Genomic DNA, 20,327 nt, shown 5'->3' with positions numbered 1-20,327 from the left:
TCATGCGTTTTTTAGCTGGAATATGTCTTGTACTTCATTTGTGCGCCTGCAACAGGCTACCTGATTTGAATACCCCATGCCCTGATTATGGGCGGCTTTGCCCGCAAGTTTTAATTAACGATGATGCATCATTTGAATAAGGATGAATTATGAAACGATTTATTATTACAACGATGCTTCTCATGAGTATGAGTCTGCTTGGTGGATGCCATGACAATCCTTTAAAAGCGCTCACTAAAAAACAACAAATTAACTTTTTAATGCAAGCGTCGCGAAGTGCAGAGCAGGTTATGGGACTCTTTTCTGAGCCTGGTGGTGGTTATTATTTAAGTTGTATGTCCGGAGAGGATATAGAGCTTAACTGCCAAAAATTATTTGAACACATGTTGGATTTTGCACATTTACATAAAGAGTTTTCAAGATTGACGTTATCACAATTAACTGACGCACGTGTATTTGCCGAAATTGCCCTGGAATATCAGGATACTTTTTTTAACACCATTTAAAGCGAGAAGACAATGGATATACCAACATACTCCACGGTGGTGTTAAAGCTTATGAGTCAAATTGATATCTTGACCAAATCATTTATTTTTAACGGCTACAACACCTTATCCAATGTATTGGCCAAACCCCTGGCGTTACTTTGTGTGCTCTATATTGTGCTTACAGGTTATGGGATGGTTAAAGGATTGATTAAGACACCAATTCAGGAGTTTACCAAAGGTGCCATTCGCATGGGAATTGTTTACATGTTTGCGATGAACTGGGGCTTTTTTTCCGATTATTTGGTGAAGCTCTTTATCAATGGCGCCAGTGAACTTGGCGGGGTATTAATGCAAGCTACACCCTTTGATGTGCCGGTAATTACAGGCAGTGGGGTTAATGGTGGGCTGCAATCGGTCTTAATAGAAGTCATTCGCGTCGGCTCATGGACTTGGGCTAAAGCATCCTTTAATCACTATGCTCCCATCTTCACTGCGATTATGATTTATCTTTCGGGACTTGCTGTGGTGGGTCTTGCGCTGTTTGAATTCATTATCGCAAAGCTCATGCTCTCTATTTGTCTGTGTACGGCACCTTTGTTTTTATGTTTCACGCTTTTTGAGCGAACCCGGTCGTTTTTTGACCGCTGGCTTGGCACTGTAGTGGGTTTTTCATTGGTACTGATTTTAGTTTCCTCTGTAGTAGGTCTTTGTATGCACTTAATTCACTGGGCAATTGGTGGCCATTATCAAAACCATGCAACGACCATTAGTGCAGTGGATTGGATGCCTATATTTATTGTTGCTTGTCTTTGTGTGATGGCTATTTTGGAAGTTACGGGCATTGCCAAAAGTATTGGTGGTACCTGCTCCACCAGCAATGGTTCTGCGATGGTGGGTGGATTTCTCGGTGGGGCAATAGGTGCAAGTCGTACCGGGCAAACTATGGGGCGTAAAACTTTTGATATGGCAAAAACCGTTTTGCCTGCAAGCACTTTTGAAAATTTACGCGCGTTTCGTGGCCAATCCCCAACACAAGACCAAACAATTCCTCCTTCATTTAACAACCATCCAAGAGGTCGTTCATGAGTTCAAACAATACCTATTTTAAAGAGGCACGCCGTTGGGCAGATGATAATTTTGCCCGTGTCGAAGTCTCGCGCAACCGTTATCAAATCGCCTTTCTATTTGCTATGGGTTTAAATATCTGTGCTGTGATTGCAGTAACCGTGCTCGCTAATTTGCAAACACTGATTCCAGTCATGGTGCATCATTACGACAATGGTATTACTACAGTTGAACCGTTGCACCAAAACAATGCCCCCATGAATAAAGCACAGGTGGAAAGTGATATTGTGCGCTACATCACGAATCGAGAAAGCTTTGATGTGAGCTCTTATCGAACTCAATTTGATTTAGTAAGCCTTCTCTCCAGCAGTACTGTCACCAGCGAATACCTGCGCGAACAGGATAAATCGTCTAAAGACGCACCAATCCATGTTCTAGGGGCAAAGGGGTCTCGTAGCCTTCATATTTATAGCATTAATTTTTTGGATAATCTCATCTTTAATGAAAAGGATTTCCCAAAGAATCATCAGAATTTGGCTGAGGTGGTATTTACGCTAACTGATACAGACAAAGCGACGGGAGGACAAACTGAGCAGCACTACAATGCGCTGATTTCATGGCGCTACATGGAACCTTCCAGCAACCCTGACATACGCTGGAAAAACTGGGATGGTTTTCAAGTGACCCGTTACAGCAAACAGCTTCGCAACAGTGAGAGGTAAATCATGACTAAAGCAATCCCATTCCTATTGATGATTTTAATTCCATGGAGTAGCAGTTACAGCGTACAAGTACCCAAATCTTATTCTCAAGATATGCGGGTGAATCATGTCGTCTTTGAAGACAATAACGTGGTACGTGTAAATGCATCTACGTTTACCTCGACTCAAATTGTTTTTGGCCGCCATGAAACAATTCTTGATGTGGAAGGTGGTGATACTTCTTCCTGGATGGTGACTCAGCATAACAACCTACCTAATATGATGTTTATCAAACCTACCATGTTAAGCTCAAATACCAACATGACCGTAGTAACCAATAAACACACTTATTACTTTCATGTGATAAGTAATAAAGAATTAAAAAGTAAATCAACTCCTGTTTATGCCATTAAATTTATTTATCCTGAGGAGGAGCGAAAAGCCACTCAGGCCAAACAAAAGAAAGCTGCATTAAACGCTACGAAGCCAAAAAATCCTAAAACCTTAAATTGGAATTACCGTTTCAGTGGTAATGCTCAAATTATGCCAGTTCATGTCTACGATGATGGTACCTTTACCTATGTGGAATTACAAAAGAACCAGCCTGTTCCTGCGATTTTTGCTGTGGACGATCACCAGGGAAAGGAATCCATAGTCAATACGCGCCGCCAAGGCAACGTGTTGGTAATTCAACGTATTGCGCCTCAATTTACTCTACGTCACGGGGGATTAGTGGCTTCGGTATTTAACAGCAATGAAATCACACGCCTGAAACAAGGCCGGAGGTAAGCAATGAGTACTTATAATCAGAAAAACAATAATAAAGAAACGGATATTTCTGCATTGTCACAGGTTACATCACCTAAAAAAGGTGGTTTTTTTACTGGCGTAAAACCCTTAATTGTAGGATTGATGATTGTTGTGTTGTTACTTTCCTTTGCCTTCATGCCCCATGCAAAAGCAACACTTGAAAAGGCAGAGGAGGAGAAGAATGTTCAGCACGATATGACGCGCTCACAAAATCTTGCGTTAATTGAACAGATGAAAACTGAAGCACAAAAAGCCTCAGTAATGAATGAGCCACACCCTATTCAAAAGCCAGAAAAACCACCCATACTGCGCCATAGCGTCAAATTGAATAAAGAGACCCTGGCACGCATGAATGCACCAACGACTTTTTTTAATGAATCACTCACGCTAAGTGAATCTGGAATGGGTGAAAACGCACAAGGAACTATCTTAAATGGTAACAACCCAAATGCCCAATTCATAAATCAACAAAATGACATTACATCGGTTACTGCCAAACGCCTGCCGCATCCTGAATTAACAGTCCCCGCAGGTGAGATGATTCCTGCAACACTAGAGACTGCAATTCACTCAGAACTTCCCGGAATGGCGCGTGCTATTACGACTCGAGATATCTATTCACTTGAAGGCGAAAATGTTCTGATTCCGAGAGGTTCTACTTTGGTCGGGCAATTTAATTCGACAATTACCGAAGGTCAAAGTCGTATTCTGGTCGTATGGAATCGCGTACAGTTAGCTAATGGGGTGATTGTTACTTTAAATAGTCCAGGTACGGACAGTATCGGACGTTCTGGTCAAGGTGCCGATTACATTAACCGTCACTTCTTTGAGCGTTTTGGTACCAGTGCACTTTTGTCTATTTTAGGTGCCTATGCTGCAAACAATGGGGTAAATGGCCAGGATGAGTACAACTCGAAAGCACAATACCGGATGGCAATTGCATCCAGCTTTCAGCAAGCATCAGGACAAACCTTGCAAAATGATTTAAACATTAAGCCCACCTTGCAAATTAACCAGGGAGCACTGATTAATGTATTTGTCGCCCATGATTTGGATTTCCATAGTGTAGGTTCTTCAAAGCTGCCTCCATCACCACAGTATCGGCGGGTTGCTTCATCATGGAAATAGCAGCGACTTCATTTTATGCTCCAGGCTCAGAGGGGTTGTTAACCCCTTTGGCTCCTTGGCTTAATGATAAGACTGTATCTGAGATTCTAATCAATAAGCCGCAAGAACTCTTTATCGAAAAAGAAGGGGTGATGCAACGGTTTGAATTGCCTTTGTTAACCACCATTCACCTCAAACGACTTTTTACGCTTATTGCCAATGAGAACGGACAAGTACTTCATGAGTCAACGCCGATTTTATCTGGAAATCTCTTTGATGGCTCACGGGTGCAATTGGTTATTCCTCCGGCTGCTAAAAACCATACACTGTCGATTAGGCGGACTTCAATTGCTGCACTGACACTTGAGAACTACCAGCATTCCGATTTTTATGAAATGACGAAAGGGTTTGATTTAAATGAGACACAAGAACATTGGCTAAGCAAGGAAGATCGGCTTTTGTTACAGCTGTATCAGGAAAAAAGATGGGGTGAATTTATTGCTCAAGCAGTAATGAGTAAGAAAAATATAGTCATTTCAGGTGAAACCTCATCGGGTAAAACTACTTTTTTAAATGCCTGCTGCCAGCACATTCCAGCGCATGAGCGGTTAATTACCCTTGAAGATACCTATGAACTCAATATTCCTCATGCCAACCAAGTCAATTTATTAGCCACTAAAAAGCAAGAGAAAGTGTCTTGCCTGCTTAGCATGCAAGATTTAGTGCAAGCCTCCTTACGACTAAGACCCGACCGTATTATCATGGGTGAAATCAGAGGAAGGGAGCTCCTTGATTTTGTAAGTGCATGTGCCACAGGGCACGCAGGGTCCATTACCAGTATTCATGCCAGCAATCCCAGAGTCGCCTTTATGCGCATGACCCAGCTGTATAAATTAAACAACGTGCCTTCTATGCGCGACGAAGACATACTGCGAGAGCTTCATGAGGTAATTGACATTGTTGTGCAGTTACAACGCACTGAAACTGGAAGACGCGTTATCTATATGTATTATAAACACCCCAAACCGAATGAGTGAATAAGATATTATGAATATTTTGCCTGTTTTAATCCTTTTGGGAATGACTCTTCTAATTAGTTTCGGTTTATGTAAAGGTGGCATATCTCGTATCCTGTCCGGCTACGCAATTGGGTTTATTGGTTTTGGTCTTGTGAGTTTATTTTTTTCCGTACTAATTTTTAGTGTTTGGCTAGATGAGTCTATTAATTCCCTGGATGACTTGCTGGCCTTCTTTCAGTCGAGCCAAGAGGAAGAAGAGCTGTTTCAAACATTAATAGTTTCTCTTATCGGTGGTTTTTTAATTCCTTTCACACTTCTCCTAATTACATATAAAGACCGTTTCAAGCAAGATAATAAAGTCTTAGGTAATGCACATTTTGCTACAGCATTGGAAACCTATAGGGCAGGGTTTCTAAAACAAGAAGAAGGTGCCATTCTAATTGGTAAAAAATACGGTGTACCGCTTTGGTCTAATGGTTTTGAACATGTTTTGGTATTTGCTCCTACCGGAAGTGGTAAGACTCGAAGTATTGGTATTCCTAACCTTTTGAAATATCCCTATTCAGTGGTATGCAATGATGTGAAACTCACTATGTATCAAACTACAGCGCACTATCGGGAGCAAGTCTTGGGGCATGAATGTTTTTGCTGGGCACCCACTGATGAACATGGAAATACACACCGATATAATCCCCTTGCTATGATATCTAGAGATAAAAAACAGCGTATCACAGATATTCAGCGAATCGCACATATTCTAATTCCTAACAGTAAAACATCAGACCCTATTTGGCAGCTGGCCTCACGTAAACTGTTTAAAGCGGTGCTGCTCTATCTTTTAGACACACCAGAACGCCCGACTACATTGGGTGAAATCAGCCGGTTAATAAAGCAACAAAATTTTGATGATTGGTTGGCGACAACTTTAGAAGAAACAGCCCATCTTGATCCAGAATGTTATCGCAATGCTTATTCCTATTTAAACAACCATGAAAAAACAAGAAGCTCCATTCTAGAAACACTTACTGGTTATTTTGAATTGTTCGAAGACCCAAGCATTGATGCTGCGACCTCAGATTCTGATTTTGATTTACGCAATCTAAGGCGCGAAAAAATAACGATTTACATCGGATTTAGTGATGACGATATGGAGCGGCTCGCACCTTTATTCACGTTGTTCTGGCAACAATTAATCTCCGCTATGATTCGGAAAGTACCTGATGTTAAAGAAGAGCCCTATCCTTTGTTGTGTCTCATTGATGAGTTTTCATCCCTCGGCCGTATCGAACGGCTTAGACGATCCCTAAAGCTTTTACGTGAGTATAGAGTGCGTTGTGTCCTCATGCTGCAATACATCGCCCAAACCTATGAACAATACACCCAGGATGAAGCCAAAGCGTTTACTAACATTAAAACCAAAATTGCTTTTGCAGCTGAGGATATTCACGATGCAGAGTACATTAGCAAGCTTATGGGTACACGCACGATTAAAGTCAATGCAGGATCAAGTAGTAATCAAAAGCATGGATATAGTGTATCGACGAGTTACAGTTATCAGGCTGTGCCATTGCTCAGACCGGATGAGGTGATGCGATTGCCTGCGGAGAATACTTTGATTATGCGGACTGGGTTTGCTCCTGTTAAGGCTGGGCAGTTTGTTTGGTATAAAGAATTACCCTGCGAAGAGTTTTAATGAGATCCTAGCATGGCCATAGATAAGTAATAAAACTCTAAAAGACTTTTCTTAAGGTAGTTATATAATTAAGGCATATATATTCCACTATAATAACCATGATAATAAAATAATTATATGGGGTAAATAATGATAGAATCCGAACATAGAGAGATAAGTATTTTTGAAGATTTTATTAATCAAATTTGTAAACCATTTGAACAACAATTTGAATCTAAAAAAGATTTTTGGAAGGATAACAGACCTACCGATTCTTTATGGTGTCGAATTAATTTAAGAGATGGTCGTTTTTTTAAAATTGAAATGGCACATCTATATTATCTTTATAACCATACTAGGTTCAACATACAAGAATCACAGAAAGAGCTAGAGAATTACTTAATGAAGAATAATTTTGCTGAGCCCTTACAATTTAGGATGGATCTACCTTAATTTAGAATGTTAATTTATTTACGTAGTATTAATATTCTTTAACGTAATACTTACCTCGGGTAGTCATGACGTGAAGTATATCATTAGATAAATGTGGAAAATGATTTTTGATTTTCTCAAATAAGATTTTATTACCGATTATTTGGTTGGCCATTTTGAGAATTTTTTTGTCGGCTTTTTCAGCCCAATAGCCGTTGGACTTCTTACGTTTATCAATAGCTTGTTCATACTGAACCAAGATCGGATATTCTTTCTTAAATTGCTCATAGAAAGATAGATTTCTAGAAATTTCTTTTGCAGGCATGGTCTTATCTAAAGTGTCGTACGTATTATTTTTAAATTTCTGTTTTTGATTGGCTTCATAGTTTATTACAAAGGTGTATTTATCTTTAATATCGTGAGCTATATCTGCAAGATGATTCACTACTTTCCCGATTAATTTGTCAGGGTCAAATCCACAGCGAGTTGCAAAATCTAGTGGCCAGTCGATGACATTATCCTTCGTTATTTTTCTGGAAAGTGTTTGTTTTAAATCGTTCAAACTTGGGTGTTTTTGGGTATCCGTATAGAGTTTTAAGCTTTGTTTGTGACGTGTCATAGCAACAAAGCTTAAATTTCGATCCCAGAATTTACTGTCTATAAAAACACGAACATGTTTCGCTGTCATGCCTTGGGATTTATGAACCGTGAGCGCATAAGCATAATCAATGGCTTTATATGTTTTTGGGATATTTATTTTTTCACCACTATCCAATTTGACGTGTAAGTTATTTTTATCTACAGCCTGAACTGTTCCTAAATCTCCATTTCTCACTCCAAGTATTTTATCATTTTGACGGAACAGTAAACGCTCTCCTGTTGAAATAAAGAGAGTTCGCTCATAACCCTGGCGCACAATTTCTTCTTTCCCCAAAACATTTTTATCCAGTAATGCCTGATGCGCTTTATCATTTAAATCAGCAACAGCAGCTCTGGAAAAAGCAAGCATAATCGAGTCTTTTAGAGTTTTTTTACTGATATCCTGTTGCCATTCCTCAATTAATTTATTGGAAGCTTCCTCAGGTGTATTAGAAAAATCTATCGCACCTTTTTTATGGTAATGAGTCAATGCTTCATCAATCTTTCCTTTAGCCAAATTAAGGCTTGCCTTGCGGTCTTCCAAGTCATTTTGCCGTTTGATGTTTTCCAACTCTATATATCCTGTATGAGCAGCAATGCCTCGAAATATTTCACCTTTATGGATGGGTTTTAACTGGTCTGGGTCACCCACTAAAATGACTTTACTTCTTGCTTTTCGTGCTTCTTTCATTACTAAAGCCATGTTGTCAAAATCAACCATGCCGGCCTCATCAACAACGATGACGTGCTTGTCTGTTAATTGCAGATGTTTATTGATAAGCCGATAAGATAAAGAAGCCATAGTGGACGAGGTAATACCGGTTTCTTTTTGCAATGCCTTTGCAACCTTTCCAGATAAAGCTGCACCGATTACCTGATGCTGGTGATGTTCATAGAAATCTTTCACAGGCTTTAATAGATAACTTTTCCCGGTGCCAGGGCGACCTACGACAACGCTGATGTCCGAACTTTGGATAATGTAATGTAAGGCCTGATGCTGCTCTTCACTTAATTTGTAATGGGAAGAAAGGCTATCTGTCTTTTGATTAAATACATGATTATAACGCTGCATCATCTTTTCAACGTCATTGTGCAGACGTGCTTCCTGAATGTATTGGTGGCGTGTGGTATAGGCTTCTTTTCCTTCGTCATTAAGGCCGAGTTTAATAACATGCCGATGGTTTAAAACGCATTCAACCAAACTTAAATATTCGTTAGGTGTTTGAGGACTTTTCAACGTTTTAAATAGAAGTTTCTCAATATCTACACGTGTAAAGACGCTATGTTGTGATGAAATATGATTAAGCAGTTCCTCTAGGTGATTTTTAGCCAGATCTTTTCTGAGTTCCTGAATCAACTCATTTTCTTCAAGTAAATAATGATTATCGGTTGATTTTATTATTCCATGGTGACGCTCAGGAATCAGATGATTGAAATCAACACATATATCAAGCTGGTGATCTTTAAAAAAATTATTTTGGAACTCTCGCCATTGTTCTCCCCAATAATCCTGTTCCACAATAAATCCTTTTGCAAAAGCAGGATTCAAATCACGTGCTTTATATTTGGAAAATCCTTCTTTCTCCAAACGACGGGTTGGTATGAGGATATGAGCATGTGGGTTACCATCCTCATGGTCATGAATGGAAATATCTGCAGGCAATCCATTTATAACAAAATGAATTTGGGCAAAACGTTGGGCAAGCTCAACTTGCTGAACCAAATCCAATTCTTTGGGCAATGCCAAAACTACATCCTTACACACTTGGGCATCAATACGATTTTCTGCAAGTTCGACTTGATTCCATAAATATTCTCGATTGAGAAAGGCTTCATCACAATCTTCGGGCAAGAGAATTTCGGAATAAACAACATCATGACGATTTGAAAAATCATAAGTAATACCAGTGCGTGAATCCACTAATCTCTGACCTGCACGATAACTAATTGCAGCAACGGCACTATGGCCTTTCGAGCGGCTATGAATGGAGACACGTGCGAAAGCAATCGCCATGGATTCACCTTAAATAAAAGCGCTCCATCGGTTGCTTGAAAAAAAGAAAAGACCTTCTCCATGAAGGATTTTTTTAGCAGCGAAGCTCTAATTTAGCAAACATTCGAAAGAATGTATATTGCGCACTTGAGAAAACCTCTGCGTGATTGTCAGATCTCGCAGCGCTCGGATTATTATGAAGATGTTGATTTCAAAGATCGTAACAGTTATGCTTTTTGCGTGAACTAAATTTGCGGAGAATATCATGTCAAAGAAGACATTATCGCAAATGGAAGAAGTACTCACGGATAGAATTGAAAAAGCTAAAATAAAACTTGATCAACTGCAACAAAAGCATAAGCTAGAAATCGGCTCTCTTGCCTATAAACATAATCTTCATCACTATGACCTTAACCGACTCGATTTAATCTTTGCCAAGATTGCTAAGGAGCTGAATTATGTCAATTCATGATCAAATCAAAAGGCAACAACAGGTTATTGTAAGATATGAAAAATCAATTGTTCTAGAAAGACTAAAAAAACGAAAAGCAGATACTCGGCGTAAAATTGAGCTTGGTGGGTTAGTGATTAAATCCGGAATGGACGGTTTTAATAAATCAGTAATTCTTGGTGCATTAGATTATTCTTTAAGTTTATTAAGAGAGGATGAAGACTATACTAATTTGTTCGAGACCAAGGGAAATAATTTATTTTTGAATAAATAAAATTTTTTGTAACTTAGAGCGGAAAATAAATGGATTTAACAACAGTTTTACTAAGTGGGGCATTAGGCACAATAGGGGGAGCCGGTGTATCTGGCTATTTAAATTTTATTCTCAATAATAAAAAACAAAGAATTCAATTAATTACTAATAAAATAAATAATTTGTATGCTCCTATTAATTTACATATAGAAATTATGTTGGGCTTTAATTCCTCTTTTATAGAAAAAGCTAAACCTTTTGAGAACTTAAAAGGAGAAGAATTAGATTTTTTATGTGAGGCCGTAGAAAAAACTGTCACAGGATTTTTAAAGCATCAAGAAAACCAAGGTAGAATAATTAAAGAAACTATTATTAAAAATTATGCTTTAGTAGAGCTTGAAGATTTAAAGACAGTGAATGATTATATTAAAAGTTATACTTATTCACTAAGTCACATTGCAGATTTAGGAATAAGTGAGAAAGAAATTAATTTAATTTTTACTCCAAATACCTTTGAAGTATTCTATCCTTCTATAGAATTTGTAAATTTATTCCGAAACAAATACTTACATTTGAAAAATTTATTATTACAAGAAATAAACTCTAATTTATTAAAGGAATTATATAAAAATCTCAAAATTAAATTTATTAAATATAAGCCATGGAAATGCAATTGAAGATTGTTTTTTCCTTATTCCTCATCATCGTTGCTTCTTAGTAAAATCTTAATTATTTTTAACTGGAGGGCCATTTCCCGCGCACTATTTGCTATTTCATTTATCCCAAAACATATTATAAATAAAAAAATAAAAATCGATATTTTGAAAAAATGATTGAAAATCCATGCAAAAACAACGTAAATAGAGCTTAACAGAATCTCCATATCTAATCCTCCAATTTTTATAACAATAATAGCAAAAATCTAAGGGTTAGGTCTTTCCTTTATCCACTTAAATAATAATCTATTACCTCAGTACCACAGGAGAATCTTGCGCCTGGAGTTCGAGCATTAAAACCAAATGCTTGGGAAAACAATGGGCTTTACACATTGCCTTAATAGAAGGGATATGAAAATCCTTACATTGGTAACTGGCAACAGAAAGCACATGCAAGACTTTAACTTCTTCCTTGTGGTTATTAAAAAATTATAATAAAAAAAATAAAATTTCATTCATGGCAATTTATAAATATTGAAATTGGAACATATTTCAAATGCTTGTCACTGCCTGATTTCAAAAGTAAGCGTTGTACATTGTGATCTGTAAATCCTCCCTTTGGCATGAGAATTGATATTTTTGCTTTGAAATTATTGTGCTTATCTTCAATTTTCAATGTTCGAAGGTAACTTTTAGTTAGTTCCTCTCTTAGTTTTCTCATTTTTGTATTATTAATTGCTATATCATTTTTAATAATATTAAAAATTTCACGAAATGTATTTTTTATATTTATAAAAGGTTCTCTTTTTCCATAATCATATGTAATTTCTGGATTTAAATTTAATGTAAATTCTCGACTATTTATTTGCTCACTTAGGTTGTTCCATGGATATCGAGCTATACCTAAATCTCTGTATTGAGACTTTATTATCTGCTGCCATCTGCTTTCACTATCTGTAATAATAAGTGCACCAGTTGTCTGAGAAATATACAAAGACATTTCGAAATTTGGGACCATATTATATGCAAGAAAATTTTTAGATTCTGGAGAATCTTGTAAGGGAGCAAAAGGGTTACTTCTATTAGATTCGGAACAATAGTCAACAAGTTCTTTTAATTTATCCGATGAAATGTTGGGATTCTCTTTTTTGATGGATTGCTCTAGTATTTCTTTTGGTAGAGAAAAATAAGTTATAAGTGAGTCATCTTGAACAATATTTTTTAATCTTTCGACCTCTTTTTCATTTATTATTTCGCTCTCACTCCTCTGCCTTGCCATTTCATACATTTCTTTAGTAATTTTCAAATTAAAAGCAGTTATATCAGGAACTAAGTTAACAACTCCACTTTCAACAAATATTTGTAAATGTAAGATTAACCATAAATCTTTTAATAATTGCTGCCTATAAAGACTTGGATTTTTTATAGGATTAATTTCCTCCTTTAGTATTCCCGGATTCAAAAAGGGATGTTGTATTAAAATTTCATCAAAATAAGGTACTAATCCTGTTACAATATGAATACCGGTACTCCTTGGATCTAACATTCCTGTGTATAGAGCTCGCAAATTGCTATCAGGTTGAGGCAATAAACCAAATATATCGGTATTACTAGGCCAAAGACTTCCATAAAGACTGTAAATTTCAACTATTTTATTATCTGATAATCTTTGTCTAATATCATCCCAACTAGAGTCTTTATCAAGCTTTAAAATCTGGCGTATGCCATCATATAACACGATATTTCTTTCCCTAATACTTAATTCTTTCCAAGTTTTTCTTTTTCCTTTTGGAATATCTTTACAGCAATTTTTATATCTTTTACCACTGCCACATCCGCATAAATCATTTCTTTTCAGCTCACTTTCTACAATTACTTTTTTCAAATATTTATTTTCTGGAATTTTCCTACCAAATACGTCCTGACTATATGTAGATCCATCTTTGAATCCACCAATTATAATTTCGCTATTAAATCTATTTAGCTCGTTTTCCGGTGGTAGCAATGTTTTTTTCAAAGAACACCATGTAGATGAGACTATTTTTTCAGGATGTAACCAATCCTCGTTTGAAGATGCTATATATTTTTTTGCTCCTTTTTTTAGAATGTAGTTTATTTCCGAAACTTCTACTTCATTCAATTCTCTAGACCAAATAAAATCAATTGTACTCACTAGTGTTTCTCTTAGAAATTGAGGGTTTGTTCTTTTTTCTAAAGGGTCATCTTCATGGTTATTAGCATATTCAAGATTTGTGAGTATTAAGCAGTGATTTTCATTTAAAGGAAAAATCGTTTGTGAACCTTTTAATAAGATTGAAGGATCATTTGGGTATTTACACTTTTCATCATTTGGGAGACAAGCAGGATTATACACAGTTACTGGATGATCAGATAAGATGAATTTTATATTGGAATTTTTTGCTGAAACTATCTCTCTTACTCCCTCTGTCCATATAACACAATGTAAATTATGTATAGATTGCATTTCTTTCATTAACTGTTCTTGTTTGAGACCAGAATAGTGATTCTTTATCCAGTCTAAACCTTTAGGGGTCCTAGTCTTTAGTGCGTCAATAAATTTAAAAAAATTTTTAAAATTTTTATGCCACCCATGACAATCATTTATAGTGTAAGCCCTGACAGCAGGTGCTCCTATGCGATCTATTTCTCCAAAGAGTAACCTCTCAATATCATCATTAATGCAACTACCGAAAAAAGTAGTATATAAATCATATTCATAAAAGCACTGTTGAGGTGAAAAATAATGCGTATTTTTCATAGAGATTATTTTACCGTCTGGCAGTACTTTTTGTTCGGGATACAGATCTAAATACACTAGTTTGCTTGAGGAATGTGACAAAAAACCTTTTTGATACCACACGGGCACATAATGATTTTTTCTTGTTTTTTGTATTTCGGAGTTCATTTAATAATAGGTCTTTAATATTTTTAGGAAGATTTACTATTAATAGTAGTACAAAAAAAATTATGGCTACAGTTTAGACAAATACTTTACATGAACGGATAAATTACTACTATAAAGAAGAATTAATTAAAAGAGTTGCAGAGGGAATTTTATCCCTACAATCAGATGAAAATATCCAGAACAATATTAAAGACACTAGACAACGGCTACACCATTAAAAATTAAGCAAGCGTTTAATATAATTTAACTTTTTTAATAAAATTTACAAATACATAATCGGGTCTAATATTTACTTTTTCTTATCAAAATTAATGATAAATTCTTTAATATCTTCAACTCTCCAGGCAGTAGTTCTCGGCCCAAGCTTTACAGGTTGTGGAAAGCGTCCTGATTTAATGCCAGCCCACCATGTTGATTTACTTATAGGAATTAATGCCGGAATAGGGGGATTTGCTTTATTGTCGCCGATGATTTGTTTAAGTCTTAGAAATCCTGTATTAGGAAGTTGCGTCATAATGTGATTAGTCAGGATAAATGAAGGCATCATATAACTTAGTTTCGTATTTTAAAAGTGTTAACTCGATTTAAACTATTCCTTATTCTAAATTCTAGAATATAGAATAAAGGTATTAATATAATCAAACCACAGACATTGTTGTTTTAGCAAAACTTTTCGCTTGCCAAAATAAAAACGGATCTCTAAAACAGTTTTATTTAATTCACCCTAATAGAAAGCTAAAATTATGAGCCAAGATTAATCATCTTGCACATCTGTCCATTATGGAAAATTGCTACATGAATGGTTTTACTCTATGGCTAAAGTTATAATCATTCACTGCTTTTAACTAAAAACAAAGAGGATTAGGTTCTATGGGCACTGGTATAATCATGCCGTTTCAAAATGTCGTTATTGCAGATGATACTAAACTGATTCGATTTTTAGATAGATATGGGGCTGAAAAGTCTGTTGGTACTATGGAGCACACTGAAATAAATTGCACTTTTCATTATGGACTATTGAGTCATTATCAAACTATGGAAACAAATGCGGGTGATTCCCAAGAAAGTTCTACCGCTATCAATTTAGGTAATGGTATTGTTGGAAGTGATACTACATGTAATGATGCTCTTGTTTCCTGCTGGTCTATATGGGATGGAAACGATGATCCTTGGGACTCATTTAAAGAAAGCTCATTTGCACAGAATAAAAATAACGTTTGTGTTATTACTTCAACTGTTGGGAAAGTAAGAAAAATATTTAATCAAACCATCGAAATCAGCAGAAAGCTACTAGGCAATCATTTCCCTCATATTGTTTTTCTCCCATATGATAGCGCTATTACCTATTACCCTGAAGCTTTTGGTATTGAACATGAGCTTTGGGAAAAAATGACCGATCCTCATCGATATGGATTAGGTATGCGAACATTATGCAATACTTTTCATAAACGTGATTCTAATGGAAAAGGTCTATGTTATGCTGCAGAAAAGGAATATCGATATGCAATGGTATTGGGGATGCAACGATTTTTTGGGGACGATTTAAAAATTGCATTAAGCGCAGAGGATGTAATGTGGCGTGACTTCCCTTTAATCTTAACAGATGGTGTGCACTACATTGACAAAGTATACTTATTGGCACCAAATGATAGTATAGAAGCAACATGCTACTCTGCCAAAATTGAATTGGTAAGGAAATATTCGATTGAGCTCAGATCTTTAGATGAGATACGCCCCTTAGACCCCCAATCTACTATATTGATATAATTTTTTCATTCGGAGTATTATGAGTGATTTTGAAAGAACAGGAATTCATTGTTAGGTTAGCCATTTATCTTATGCTAATGTCGTTAGTTTATGCTGGAAGTAATTCCTACTATTAAATATCAATAAAGAGGGAATAATAGCGTTATATGGTACTTGGACTGATTTCTCGATTTTTTAGATACGCTGCTAAGTATTGCAGCGATCATAGAGCAAAGAGGTTTATATGGAATATAAAGCATGATCTGAAAAAACGGCACCATAGCGGCACCATTTGCTGACAATCAGTGACCATGGAGTACAATTCAGTTAAAATTTCCTTATCAAAGGTTAACCCTTCTCTATCTGGTCTTTCTTGGTCTTTAGTTGTCATGGAAGGAGTTTGCTAAAGATTTGTGAGCGGGTTCGATTCCCGCAGTCGCAATGAATCGGATTTTTGCCACTCATGTGAATTACATTCATTTAATCTGGTGGAGCAATGTCCAATAATTTAAACTAAAAAAAGCAACGTAATAAAGGCTCATTGTAGATTGACCTACTTTTTTCAGGTTTAACTATTTGGGAACATTAGAACTTTCCCCAGAGGATGGTCCCTTATATTCTTCTCCCACATTTTTTGTCTTAGTTTCATCAGTTTTAAAAAATCGTGTAGCTTGTATAGTTCCTGACTGTTTAGAAGGTTCTCTCAATTTTGCTTCAAGGTCGCTTACTTTGTTCTGAAGATGCATATTGATATTTTGTAACTGTCTGAGTTCTCTACTCAGTGCATCAACTATAGAGGCGTGAATATTAATTTGCTGACTGGTAACCTGACTCTGTTTACTAGAACGCCATACATGGGTCAGTTTTTCTGAAAGAAGAGTGTTGCTACTATTATTCTTGCAGAAATCCCTGATCTTCTCTAATGAATTGATAATATTGGCAATCTGTTCTTGATAGGCTGGTTGCTTGAATAGTAGGTGGCTCTTATCCTCATATAAATTGATTATTTCAAGTAATTTAGTATCAACAACTTTTTCCATGTTATTAATCATATCAATTTGATTTTGAATATGCTTTTTCACTTTTCCGGTTTTTATTTTTGCCGGCCTGTATGTTGCCTCCAGGAGCAAGTCTTCATGAGCCTTTTTAAGTGAATTAAGCGATTGATAGATTTCTTGGATTTCATTTAATTTTTCAGCAAAGTACTGATCAAATAAAACGGGAGAGAAATCGTCTTCTTTACCCCCAAAATCAATAGCTATTGCCTTAATTTTCTTTTCAACTGCGATGATTGAAACTTTGTAGCGATCGTTTTGCAACAGGATTTCATTTTTATTACGAGTTGGCATTTGTATAGAACCAAAGAAAGGATTTAATTGTTTAAATATAGGACAATTTTGAGAGAATAGAAAACCGGATAGTGGGTTATTTAGGTAACTTCAAAAGAACTGATTAGTTTTGAAAATTCTTAATATGAGCCACAAATAATGAATTACTTTATCAAAATGTCCGGGAAAGTGATGGTGGCTATAAGATTGAGAATAATATTGTAAGTCTTAGTGCAAGCGCTTGTAATGATAGAAATTGCGAACCTTCAGTTAATAGAACTTTTCTAAAAAATCATGACCCCTCAAAATCGCAAAAATCTCCAAACGATTGTGTTGTGAGCCTAAATACATCTGATGTAAGAAGTGAAAGGATCGAAAAATCTGGGACTAATTATGCTTTAAATGTTCTCCCAAAGCCTGAAAAAGATAATATCGCACATGCGTTCATGGTAGCGGGTTCGATTCTAGCCACCAAGCCAATTAACTCATTGATAAGTTAATCATCATATCGCGGTACCAAAACGGCACTATTTTGTATTATTTGACTGCTCTAAGTGTCCCTGACTTAATTTGATCATCAATCTATTTTTGCTTTGTTAATGATATACGGGCTTGCAGTATACAAATTAGTGGATTGAATAACACTAACCAAGAACACAAAACCTTAACCCTTAATCTGTAATTTTCAAAATTTCTAATCCGTAAGCACGACGTTGAATCATCGGCACATTCATGTACTTTTTAGTTAACCTACGCTTACCGTGGCGGAGATAACCCAAAAAATTTATTCCATAATTTCCGGAAGGCTATAGTTCCTTCCTTTATTCTGTTCATGCAGCCAGTCAACTAGTGGTTGAAAGTACTCTAACATTGCTTTGGCACTCAGCTCATCACCGGTTGATTCTTTGAGTATTTGCCTCCAGTCTTTGGAAGCTCCATGGCGCATAATATGCATTAGAAAGTCTCCTATAGCTTTCTGGCCAAAGTAGTTGGTAGCATGAGGGTCTTGGTGCAGTATATTTTTGGCTATATGGTTGTGCAGCTGATATAAAAGGGCATAAGACAATGCATAATCATAGTATTGGGCAGGATCGTTGTTGATGTGTGTTTTAGTAGCTGCATCGCAATATTCTTCACCTCTAATAAATGGCGGCTCAATTCCTTGGTATTTCTTAACCAGCTCCCACCATTTTGCGTTGAATTGGTCAGGAGATAAGTTATCAACATACATGGCTTTTTCAAAATGGCTCATCGTGCCCGCGGAGAAAAAAATAAACACTACAGAGTTGAGTGCTTCTTTAAGAAGAGTATGCATATTATCTATTTCTATGGACGTATCGATCAGGCCGCGCTCCACCAGATAAGGCTTCTTCCTCGCAGCAAGTCCCATCATGGTGCCAATAGCTTCATGAAAGGCACGGTTAGCGCCTTTACGTAACAGTGGCGGCACATCTTTGTTAGTATAAGTGAGGTAGTAATAGATATGACCTAATTCATGGTGAGAGGTCCTGAACGACTTAGCATTAGACTCCAAACTCATTATGATGCGTATGTCTTGATCAAGGTCGATATGCCAGGCAGATGCGTGGTTATTCTTTTTAATGGATGAATTGGGAGGATAGGGATAAAGATTTGACTTTTTCCAAAACGTTGCCGGTAGTTTGGGATAACCAAGGCTTACATACAAATTCTCTGCTGACTTCATAATCCAATTAGGGGATTTGTTTTTAAGGATACCATCAATATGAATGCTTTTTACCTTCAGTATAGAACTCCAGTCCTGCCCCCAGCGGTTTGGTAGCCAGTGTGCAGGCAGATATTCAGGTACAGTGTTTACACCATATCTCTTGGCTAGTTCATAACGCACCCAGGTATGCAGCTCACGGTATAGAGGATAAAGCTCCCTCATGAAACGTTCCATGGTCTGCATCATCTCATCAGTGCTCATATGGTAGCTGCTTACCTGATATGTGAAAAAATCAGGGTACCCTAGCGCCTGTACGGTTTGATTTCTTAAGTTGCGTAAATTGATAAGCCCCGTTTTGAGAGTAGGTCCTACTTGTTTACTTGCTTCCCATGCTGACAGACGTTTATTGAGGTTGGATTCTTTTTTAAGAATATAGTCTATGTTATTAACATCTATCTTCTTGCCATCCAGTATATATTGATATCCATACAGCTTATATATTTGCTCAACCTCAGCTTTTATTCTTTTTTCTACAAGGTCAGCTACCTCTTGAGGGCTATTAGCAGCAGAATAGAGAATTAGCTCTAATTGCTTTACTTGCATCTTTGTTAGCTTATATTTTGGGTTGAGGTATTTGCGGGCGCTCTGAATGTTCTCTTTACTACCGATAAATACAGCGAGATCTTTATCCGCTTTCTGCGCAATCATCGCATTAGTAAAATCATTCGGCTTTATCTCAATATTTGATTGCCATCGTGCATTTTTAGCACTTGCATAGAGCTTCACATACTGTTTGGTGTAGTTATCAATAAATTTCTGTGCTTCTGCTGCGTCGGTATTGGGGCTACTGCCACTATTATGGCAAGATAAAAGCAGGTAGGATGAAATCAGTATTATATAATAATGTTTCATATGATCGATCCTTTTAGAAATCATTAGAGAGATCCATATCCTCAAAGCTTTGATTATCATCTTCTTGTGTTCCACCGTTCCGGGTAACTATTTGGTATGCTTCTTTGAGAGTTTCTATCTTTATTATATGAACAAAGATTCCCAAAAGCGGTGTTGTTTTTCAGGATCTGCCTTTTGATATATTCATCGTCTGATATCCGGCAAGCAAATTGGTACCTTTGTCATGTTACCACCACCTCACCTTAACATGCGAATTATTATCTATCGGTCTGATATGTTGGTCGTATCTCTCGATTTTCATTAGATGTCTTGGTAAATATTGCCGCAACTATTGGGCAATCGCTCCCAATAATGAAATTACTAGTCATATCCATTTGGAAAGGCAGGGGCGAGTATATGGAAATTATATATGGGTTAATGATGTACGAATGAGATTTCTTGA

At 36.7% G+C, this 20,327-nt stretch carries 18 protein-coding genes; 13 read left to right on the top strand and 5 right to left on the bottom strand.

The genetic code is table 11. The annotated features are described in order from the left end of the window. Nucleotides 1-2: 2 nt before the first annotated feature. The 9 genes from lvhB7 to A8O27_RS03785 all read left to right on the top strand — a co-directional run bounded on the left by lvhB7 (nt 3) and on the right by A8O27_RS03785 (nt 7,315). Entirely contained in the window at nt 3-140 is a 138-nt protein-coding gene (gene lvhB7 / locus A8O27_RS18985; protein WP_165483288.1) for a T4SS-associated protein LvhB7, read from the top strand. 9 nt (nt 141-149) lie between these two features. Next, nucleotides 150-506: a hypothetical protein gene (locus A8O27_RS03820; RefSeq protein ID WP_058458407.1), complete on the top strand. Its 357-nt coding sequence runs from the start codon at nt 150-152 to the stop codon at nt 504-506. A gap of 12 nt (nt 507-518) precedes the next feature. Then, on the top strand, nt 519-1,574 hold the full coding sequence (locus tag A8O27_RS03815) for a TrbL/VirB6 family protein (RefSeq protein WP_058458408.1): 1,056 nt from the start codon (nt 519-521) through the stop codon (nt 1,572-1,574). After that, the gene (locus A8O27_RS03810; RefSeq protein WP_058458409.1) at nt 1,571-2,275 is read left to right on the top strand and encodes a VirB8 family type IV secretion system protein; all 705 of its coding nucleotides are present in this window, start codon (nt 1,571-1,573) and stop codon (nt 2,273-2,275) included. The genes A8O27_RS03815 and A8O27_RS03810 overlap by 4 nt, the downstream gene beginning before the upstream one ends. 3 nt (nt 2,276-2,278) lie before the next feature. Further along, entirely contained in the window at nt 2,279-3,043 is a 765-nt protein-coding gene (gene virB9, locus A8O27_RS03805; protein WP_058458410.1) for a P-type conjugative transfer protein VirB9, read from the top strand. A gap of 3 nt (nt 3,044-3,046) precedes the next feature. Then, nucleotides 3,047-4,192 carry a TraB/TrbI/VirB10 family type IV secretion system protein gene (locus A8O27_RS03800; protein ID WP_058458411.1) on the top strand — a complete coding sequence of 382 codons (1,146 nt, stop codon included), beginning with the start codon at nt 3,047-3,049 and terminating at the stop codon, nt 4,190-4,192. Further along, complete coding sequence (virB11, locus tag A8O27_RS03795; RefSeq protein WP_058458412.1) at nt 4,183-5,208, top strand: P-type DNA transfer ATPase VirB11; 1,026 nt, start codon at nt 4,183-4,185, stop codon at nt 5,206-5,208. The genes A8O27_RS03800 and virB11 overlap by 10 nt, the downstream gene beginning before the upstream one ends. Before the next feature lie 10 nt (nt 5,209-5,218). Next, nucleotides 5,219-6,883 carry a type IV secretory system conjugative DNA transfer family protein gene (locus tag A8O27_RS03790; RefSeq protein ID WP_058458413.1) on the top strand — a complete coding sequence of 555 codons (1,665 nt, stop codon included), beginning with the start codon at nt 5,219-5,221 and terminating at the stop codon, nt 6,881-6,883. A 129-nt stretch (nt 6,884-7,012) separates the two neighbouring features. Continuing rightward, nucleotides 7,013-7,315 carry a hypothetical protein gene (locus A8O27_RS03785; protein WP_058458414.1) on the top strand — a complete coding sequence of 101 codons (303 nt, stop codon included), beginning with the start codon at nt 7,013-7,015 and terminating at the stop codon, nt 7,313-7,315. 28 nt (nt 7,316-7,343) lie between these two features. Here the strand turns inward: A8O27_RS03785 and traA are convergent, their stop codons facing one another. Continuing rightward, on the bottom strand, nt 7,344-9,947 hold the full coding sequence (gene traA, locus A8O27_RS03780) for a Ti-type conjugative transfer relaxase TraA (RefSeq protein ID WP_058458415.1): 2,604 nt from the start codon (nt 9,945-9,947) through the stop codon (nt 7,344-7,346). A 244-nt stretch (nt 9,948-10,191) separates the two neighbouring features. Between traA and A8O27_RS03775 the strand changes: the two genes are divergently transcribed. Genes A8O27_RS03775 through A8O27_RS03765 form a run of 3 tightly spaced genes read left to right on the top strand, consistent with a single transcriptional unit; the run spans nt 10,192 to nt 11,307 of the window. Continuing rightward, nucleotides 10,192-10,398: a hypothetical protein gene (locus A8O27_RS03775; protein WP_058458416.1), complete on the top strand. Its 207-nt coding sequence runs from the start codon at nt 10,192-10,194 to the stop codon at nt 10,396-10,398. Next, nucleotides 10,385-10,651, top strand: coding sequence for a conjugal transfer protein TraD (locus A8O27_RS03770; protein ID WP_058458417.1), 267 nt, complete (start codon nt 10,385-10,387; stop codon nt 10,649-10,651). The genes A8O27_RS03775 and A8O27_RS03770 overlap by 14 nt, the downstream gene beginning before the upstream one ends. A gap of 29 nt (nt 10,652-10,680) precedes the next feature. After that, nucleotides 10,681-11,307, top strand: coding sequence for a hypothetical protein (locus A8O27_RS03765; RefSeq protein WP_058458418.1), 627 nt, complete (start codon nt 10,681-10,683; stop codon nt 11,305-11,307). A 490-nt stretch (nt 11,308-11,797) separates the two neighbouring features. Here A8O27_RS03765 and A8O27_RS03755 read toward each other — a convergent pair whose 3' ends face one another. Both A8O27_RS03755 and A8O27_RS03750 read right to left on the bottom strand, forming a co-directional pair. After that, nucleotides 11,798-14,212, bottom strand: a complete 2,415-nt coding sequence (locus A8O27_RS03755) for a DUF4238 domain-containing protein (RefSeq protein WP_058458420.1) — start codon at nt 14,210-14,212, stop codon at nt 11,798-11,800. A 289-nt stretch (nt 14,213-14,501) separates the two neighbouring features. Further along, nucleotides 14,502-14,759: a helix-turn-helix transcriptional regulator gene (locus A8O27_RS03750; RefSeq protein ID WP_235810468.1), complete on the bottom strand. Its 258-nt coding sequence runs from the start codon at nt 14,757-14,759 to the stop codon at nt 14,502-14,504. Between the two features lie 323 nt (nt 14,760-15,082). On the opposite strand from A8O27_RS03750, the gene A8O27_RS03745 reads away from it, so the two are divergent. Then, on the top strand, nt 15,083-15,979 hold the full coding sequence (locus A8O27_RS03745) for a hypothetical protein (protein ID WP_058458421.1): 897 nt from the start codon (nt 15,083-15,085) through the stop codon (nt 15,977-15,979). Nucleotides 15,980-16,530: 551 nt separating this feature from the next. Here the strand turns inward: A8O27_RS03745 and A8O27_RS03740 are convergent. Both A8O27_RS03740 and A8O27_RS03735 read right to left on the bottom strand, forming a co-directional pair. After that, the gene (locus A8O27_RS03740; protein ID WP_058458422.1) at nt 16,531-17,307 is read right to left on the bottom strand and encodes a hypothetical protein; all 777 of its coding nucleotides are present in this window, start codon (nt 17,305-17,307) and stop codon (nt 16,531-16,533) included. Nucleotides 17,308-18,070: 763 nt separating this feature from the next. After that, a complete protein-coding gene (locus A8O27_RS03735; protein ID WP_058458423.1) occupies nt 18,071-19,885 on the bottom strand; it encodes a M2 family metallopeptidase in 1,815 nt (604 codons plus the stop codon). Nucleotides 19,886-20,327 lie beyond the last annotated feature (442 nt).

Source organism: Legionella bozemanae, assembly GCF_001648595.1.
Taxonomy (GTDB): Bacteria; Pseudomonadota; Gammaproteobacteria; order Legionellales; family Legionellaceae; genus Legionella; species Legionella bozemanae.
The sequence above is the reverse complement of the archived record's forward strand: the minus strand, read 5'-3'. Positions and strand labels throughout refer to the sequence as shown.

Bases quoted from the DNA above. Each gene is read 5' to 3' on its own strand.
- lvhB7 (WP_165483288.1), top strand. From the start codon at position 3: ATGCGTTTTTTAGCTGGAATATGTCTTGTACTTCATTTGTGCGCCTGC.
- A8O27_RS03820 (WP_058458407.1), top strand. From the start codon at position 150: ATGAAACGATTTATTATTACAACGATGCTTCTCATGAGTATGAGTCTG.
- A8O27_RS03815 (WP_058458408.1), top strand. From the start codon at position 519: ATGGATATACCAACATACTCCACGGTGGTGTTAAAGCTTATGAGTCAA.
- A8O27_RS03810 (WP_058458409.1), top strand. From the start codon at position 1,571: ATGAGTTCAAACAATACCTATTTTAAAGAGGCACGCCGTTGGGCAGAT.
- virB9 (WP_058458410.1), top strand. From the start codon at position 2,279: ATGACTAAAGCAATCCCATTCCTATTGATGATTTTAATTCCATGGAGT.
- A8O27_RS03800 (WP_058458411.1), top strand. From the start codon at position 3,047: ATGAGTACTTATAATCAGAAAAACAATAATAAAGAAACGGATATTTCT.
- virB11 (WP_058458412.1), top strand. From the start codon at position 4,183: ATGGAAATAGCAGCGACTTCATTTTATGCTCCAGGCTCAGAGGGGTTG.
- A8O27_RS03790 (WP_058458413.1), top strand. From the start codon at position 5,219: ATGAATATTTTGCCTGTTTTAATCCTTTTGGGAATGACTCTTCTAATT.
- A8O27_RS03785 (WP_058458414.1), top strand. From the start codon at position 7,013: ATGATAGAATCCGAACATAGAGAGATAAGTATTTTTGAAGATTTTATT.
- traA (WP_058458415.1), bottom strand. From the start codon at position 9,947: ATGGCGATTGCTTTCGCACGTGTCTCCATTCATAGCCGCTCGAAAGGC.
- A8O27_RS03775 (WP_058458416.1), top strand. From the start codon at position 10,192: ATGTCAAAGAAGACATTATCGCAAATGGAAGAAGTACTCACGGATAGA.
- A8O27_RS03770 (WP_058458417.1), top strand. From the start codon at position 10,385: ATGTCAATTCATGATCAAATCAAAAGGCAACAACAGGTTATTGTAAGA.
- A8O27_RS03765 (WP_058458418.1), top strand. From the start codon at position 10,681: ATGGATTTAACAACAGTTTTACTAAGTGGGGCATTAGGCACAATAGGG.
- A8O27_RS03755 (WP_058458420.1), bottom strand. From the start codon at position 14,212: ATGAACTCCGAAATACAAAAAACAAGAAAAAATCATTATGTGCCCGTG.
- A8O27_RS03750 (WP_235810468.1), bottom strand. From the start codon at position 14,759: ATGATGCCTTCATTTATCCTGACTAATCACATTATGACGCAACTTCCT.
- A8O27_RS03745 (WP_058458421.1), top strand. From the start codon at position 15,083: ATGGGCACTGGTATAATCATGCCGTTTCAAAATGTCGTTATTGCAGAT.
- A8O27_RS03740 (WP_058458422.1), bottom strand. From the start codon at position 17,307: ATGCCAACTCGTAATAAAAATGAAATCCTGTTGCAAAACGATCGCTAC.
- A8O27_RS03735 (WP_058458423.1), bottom strand. From the start codon at position 19,885: ATGAAACATTATTATATAATACTGATTTCATCCTACCTGCTTTTATCT.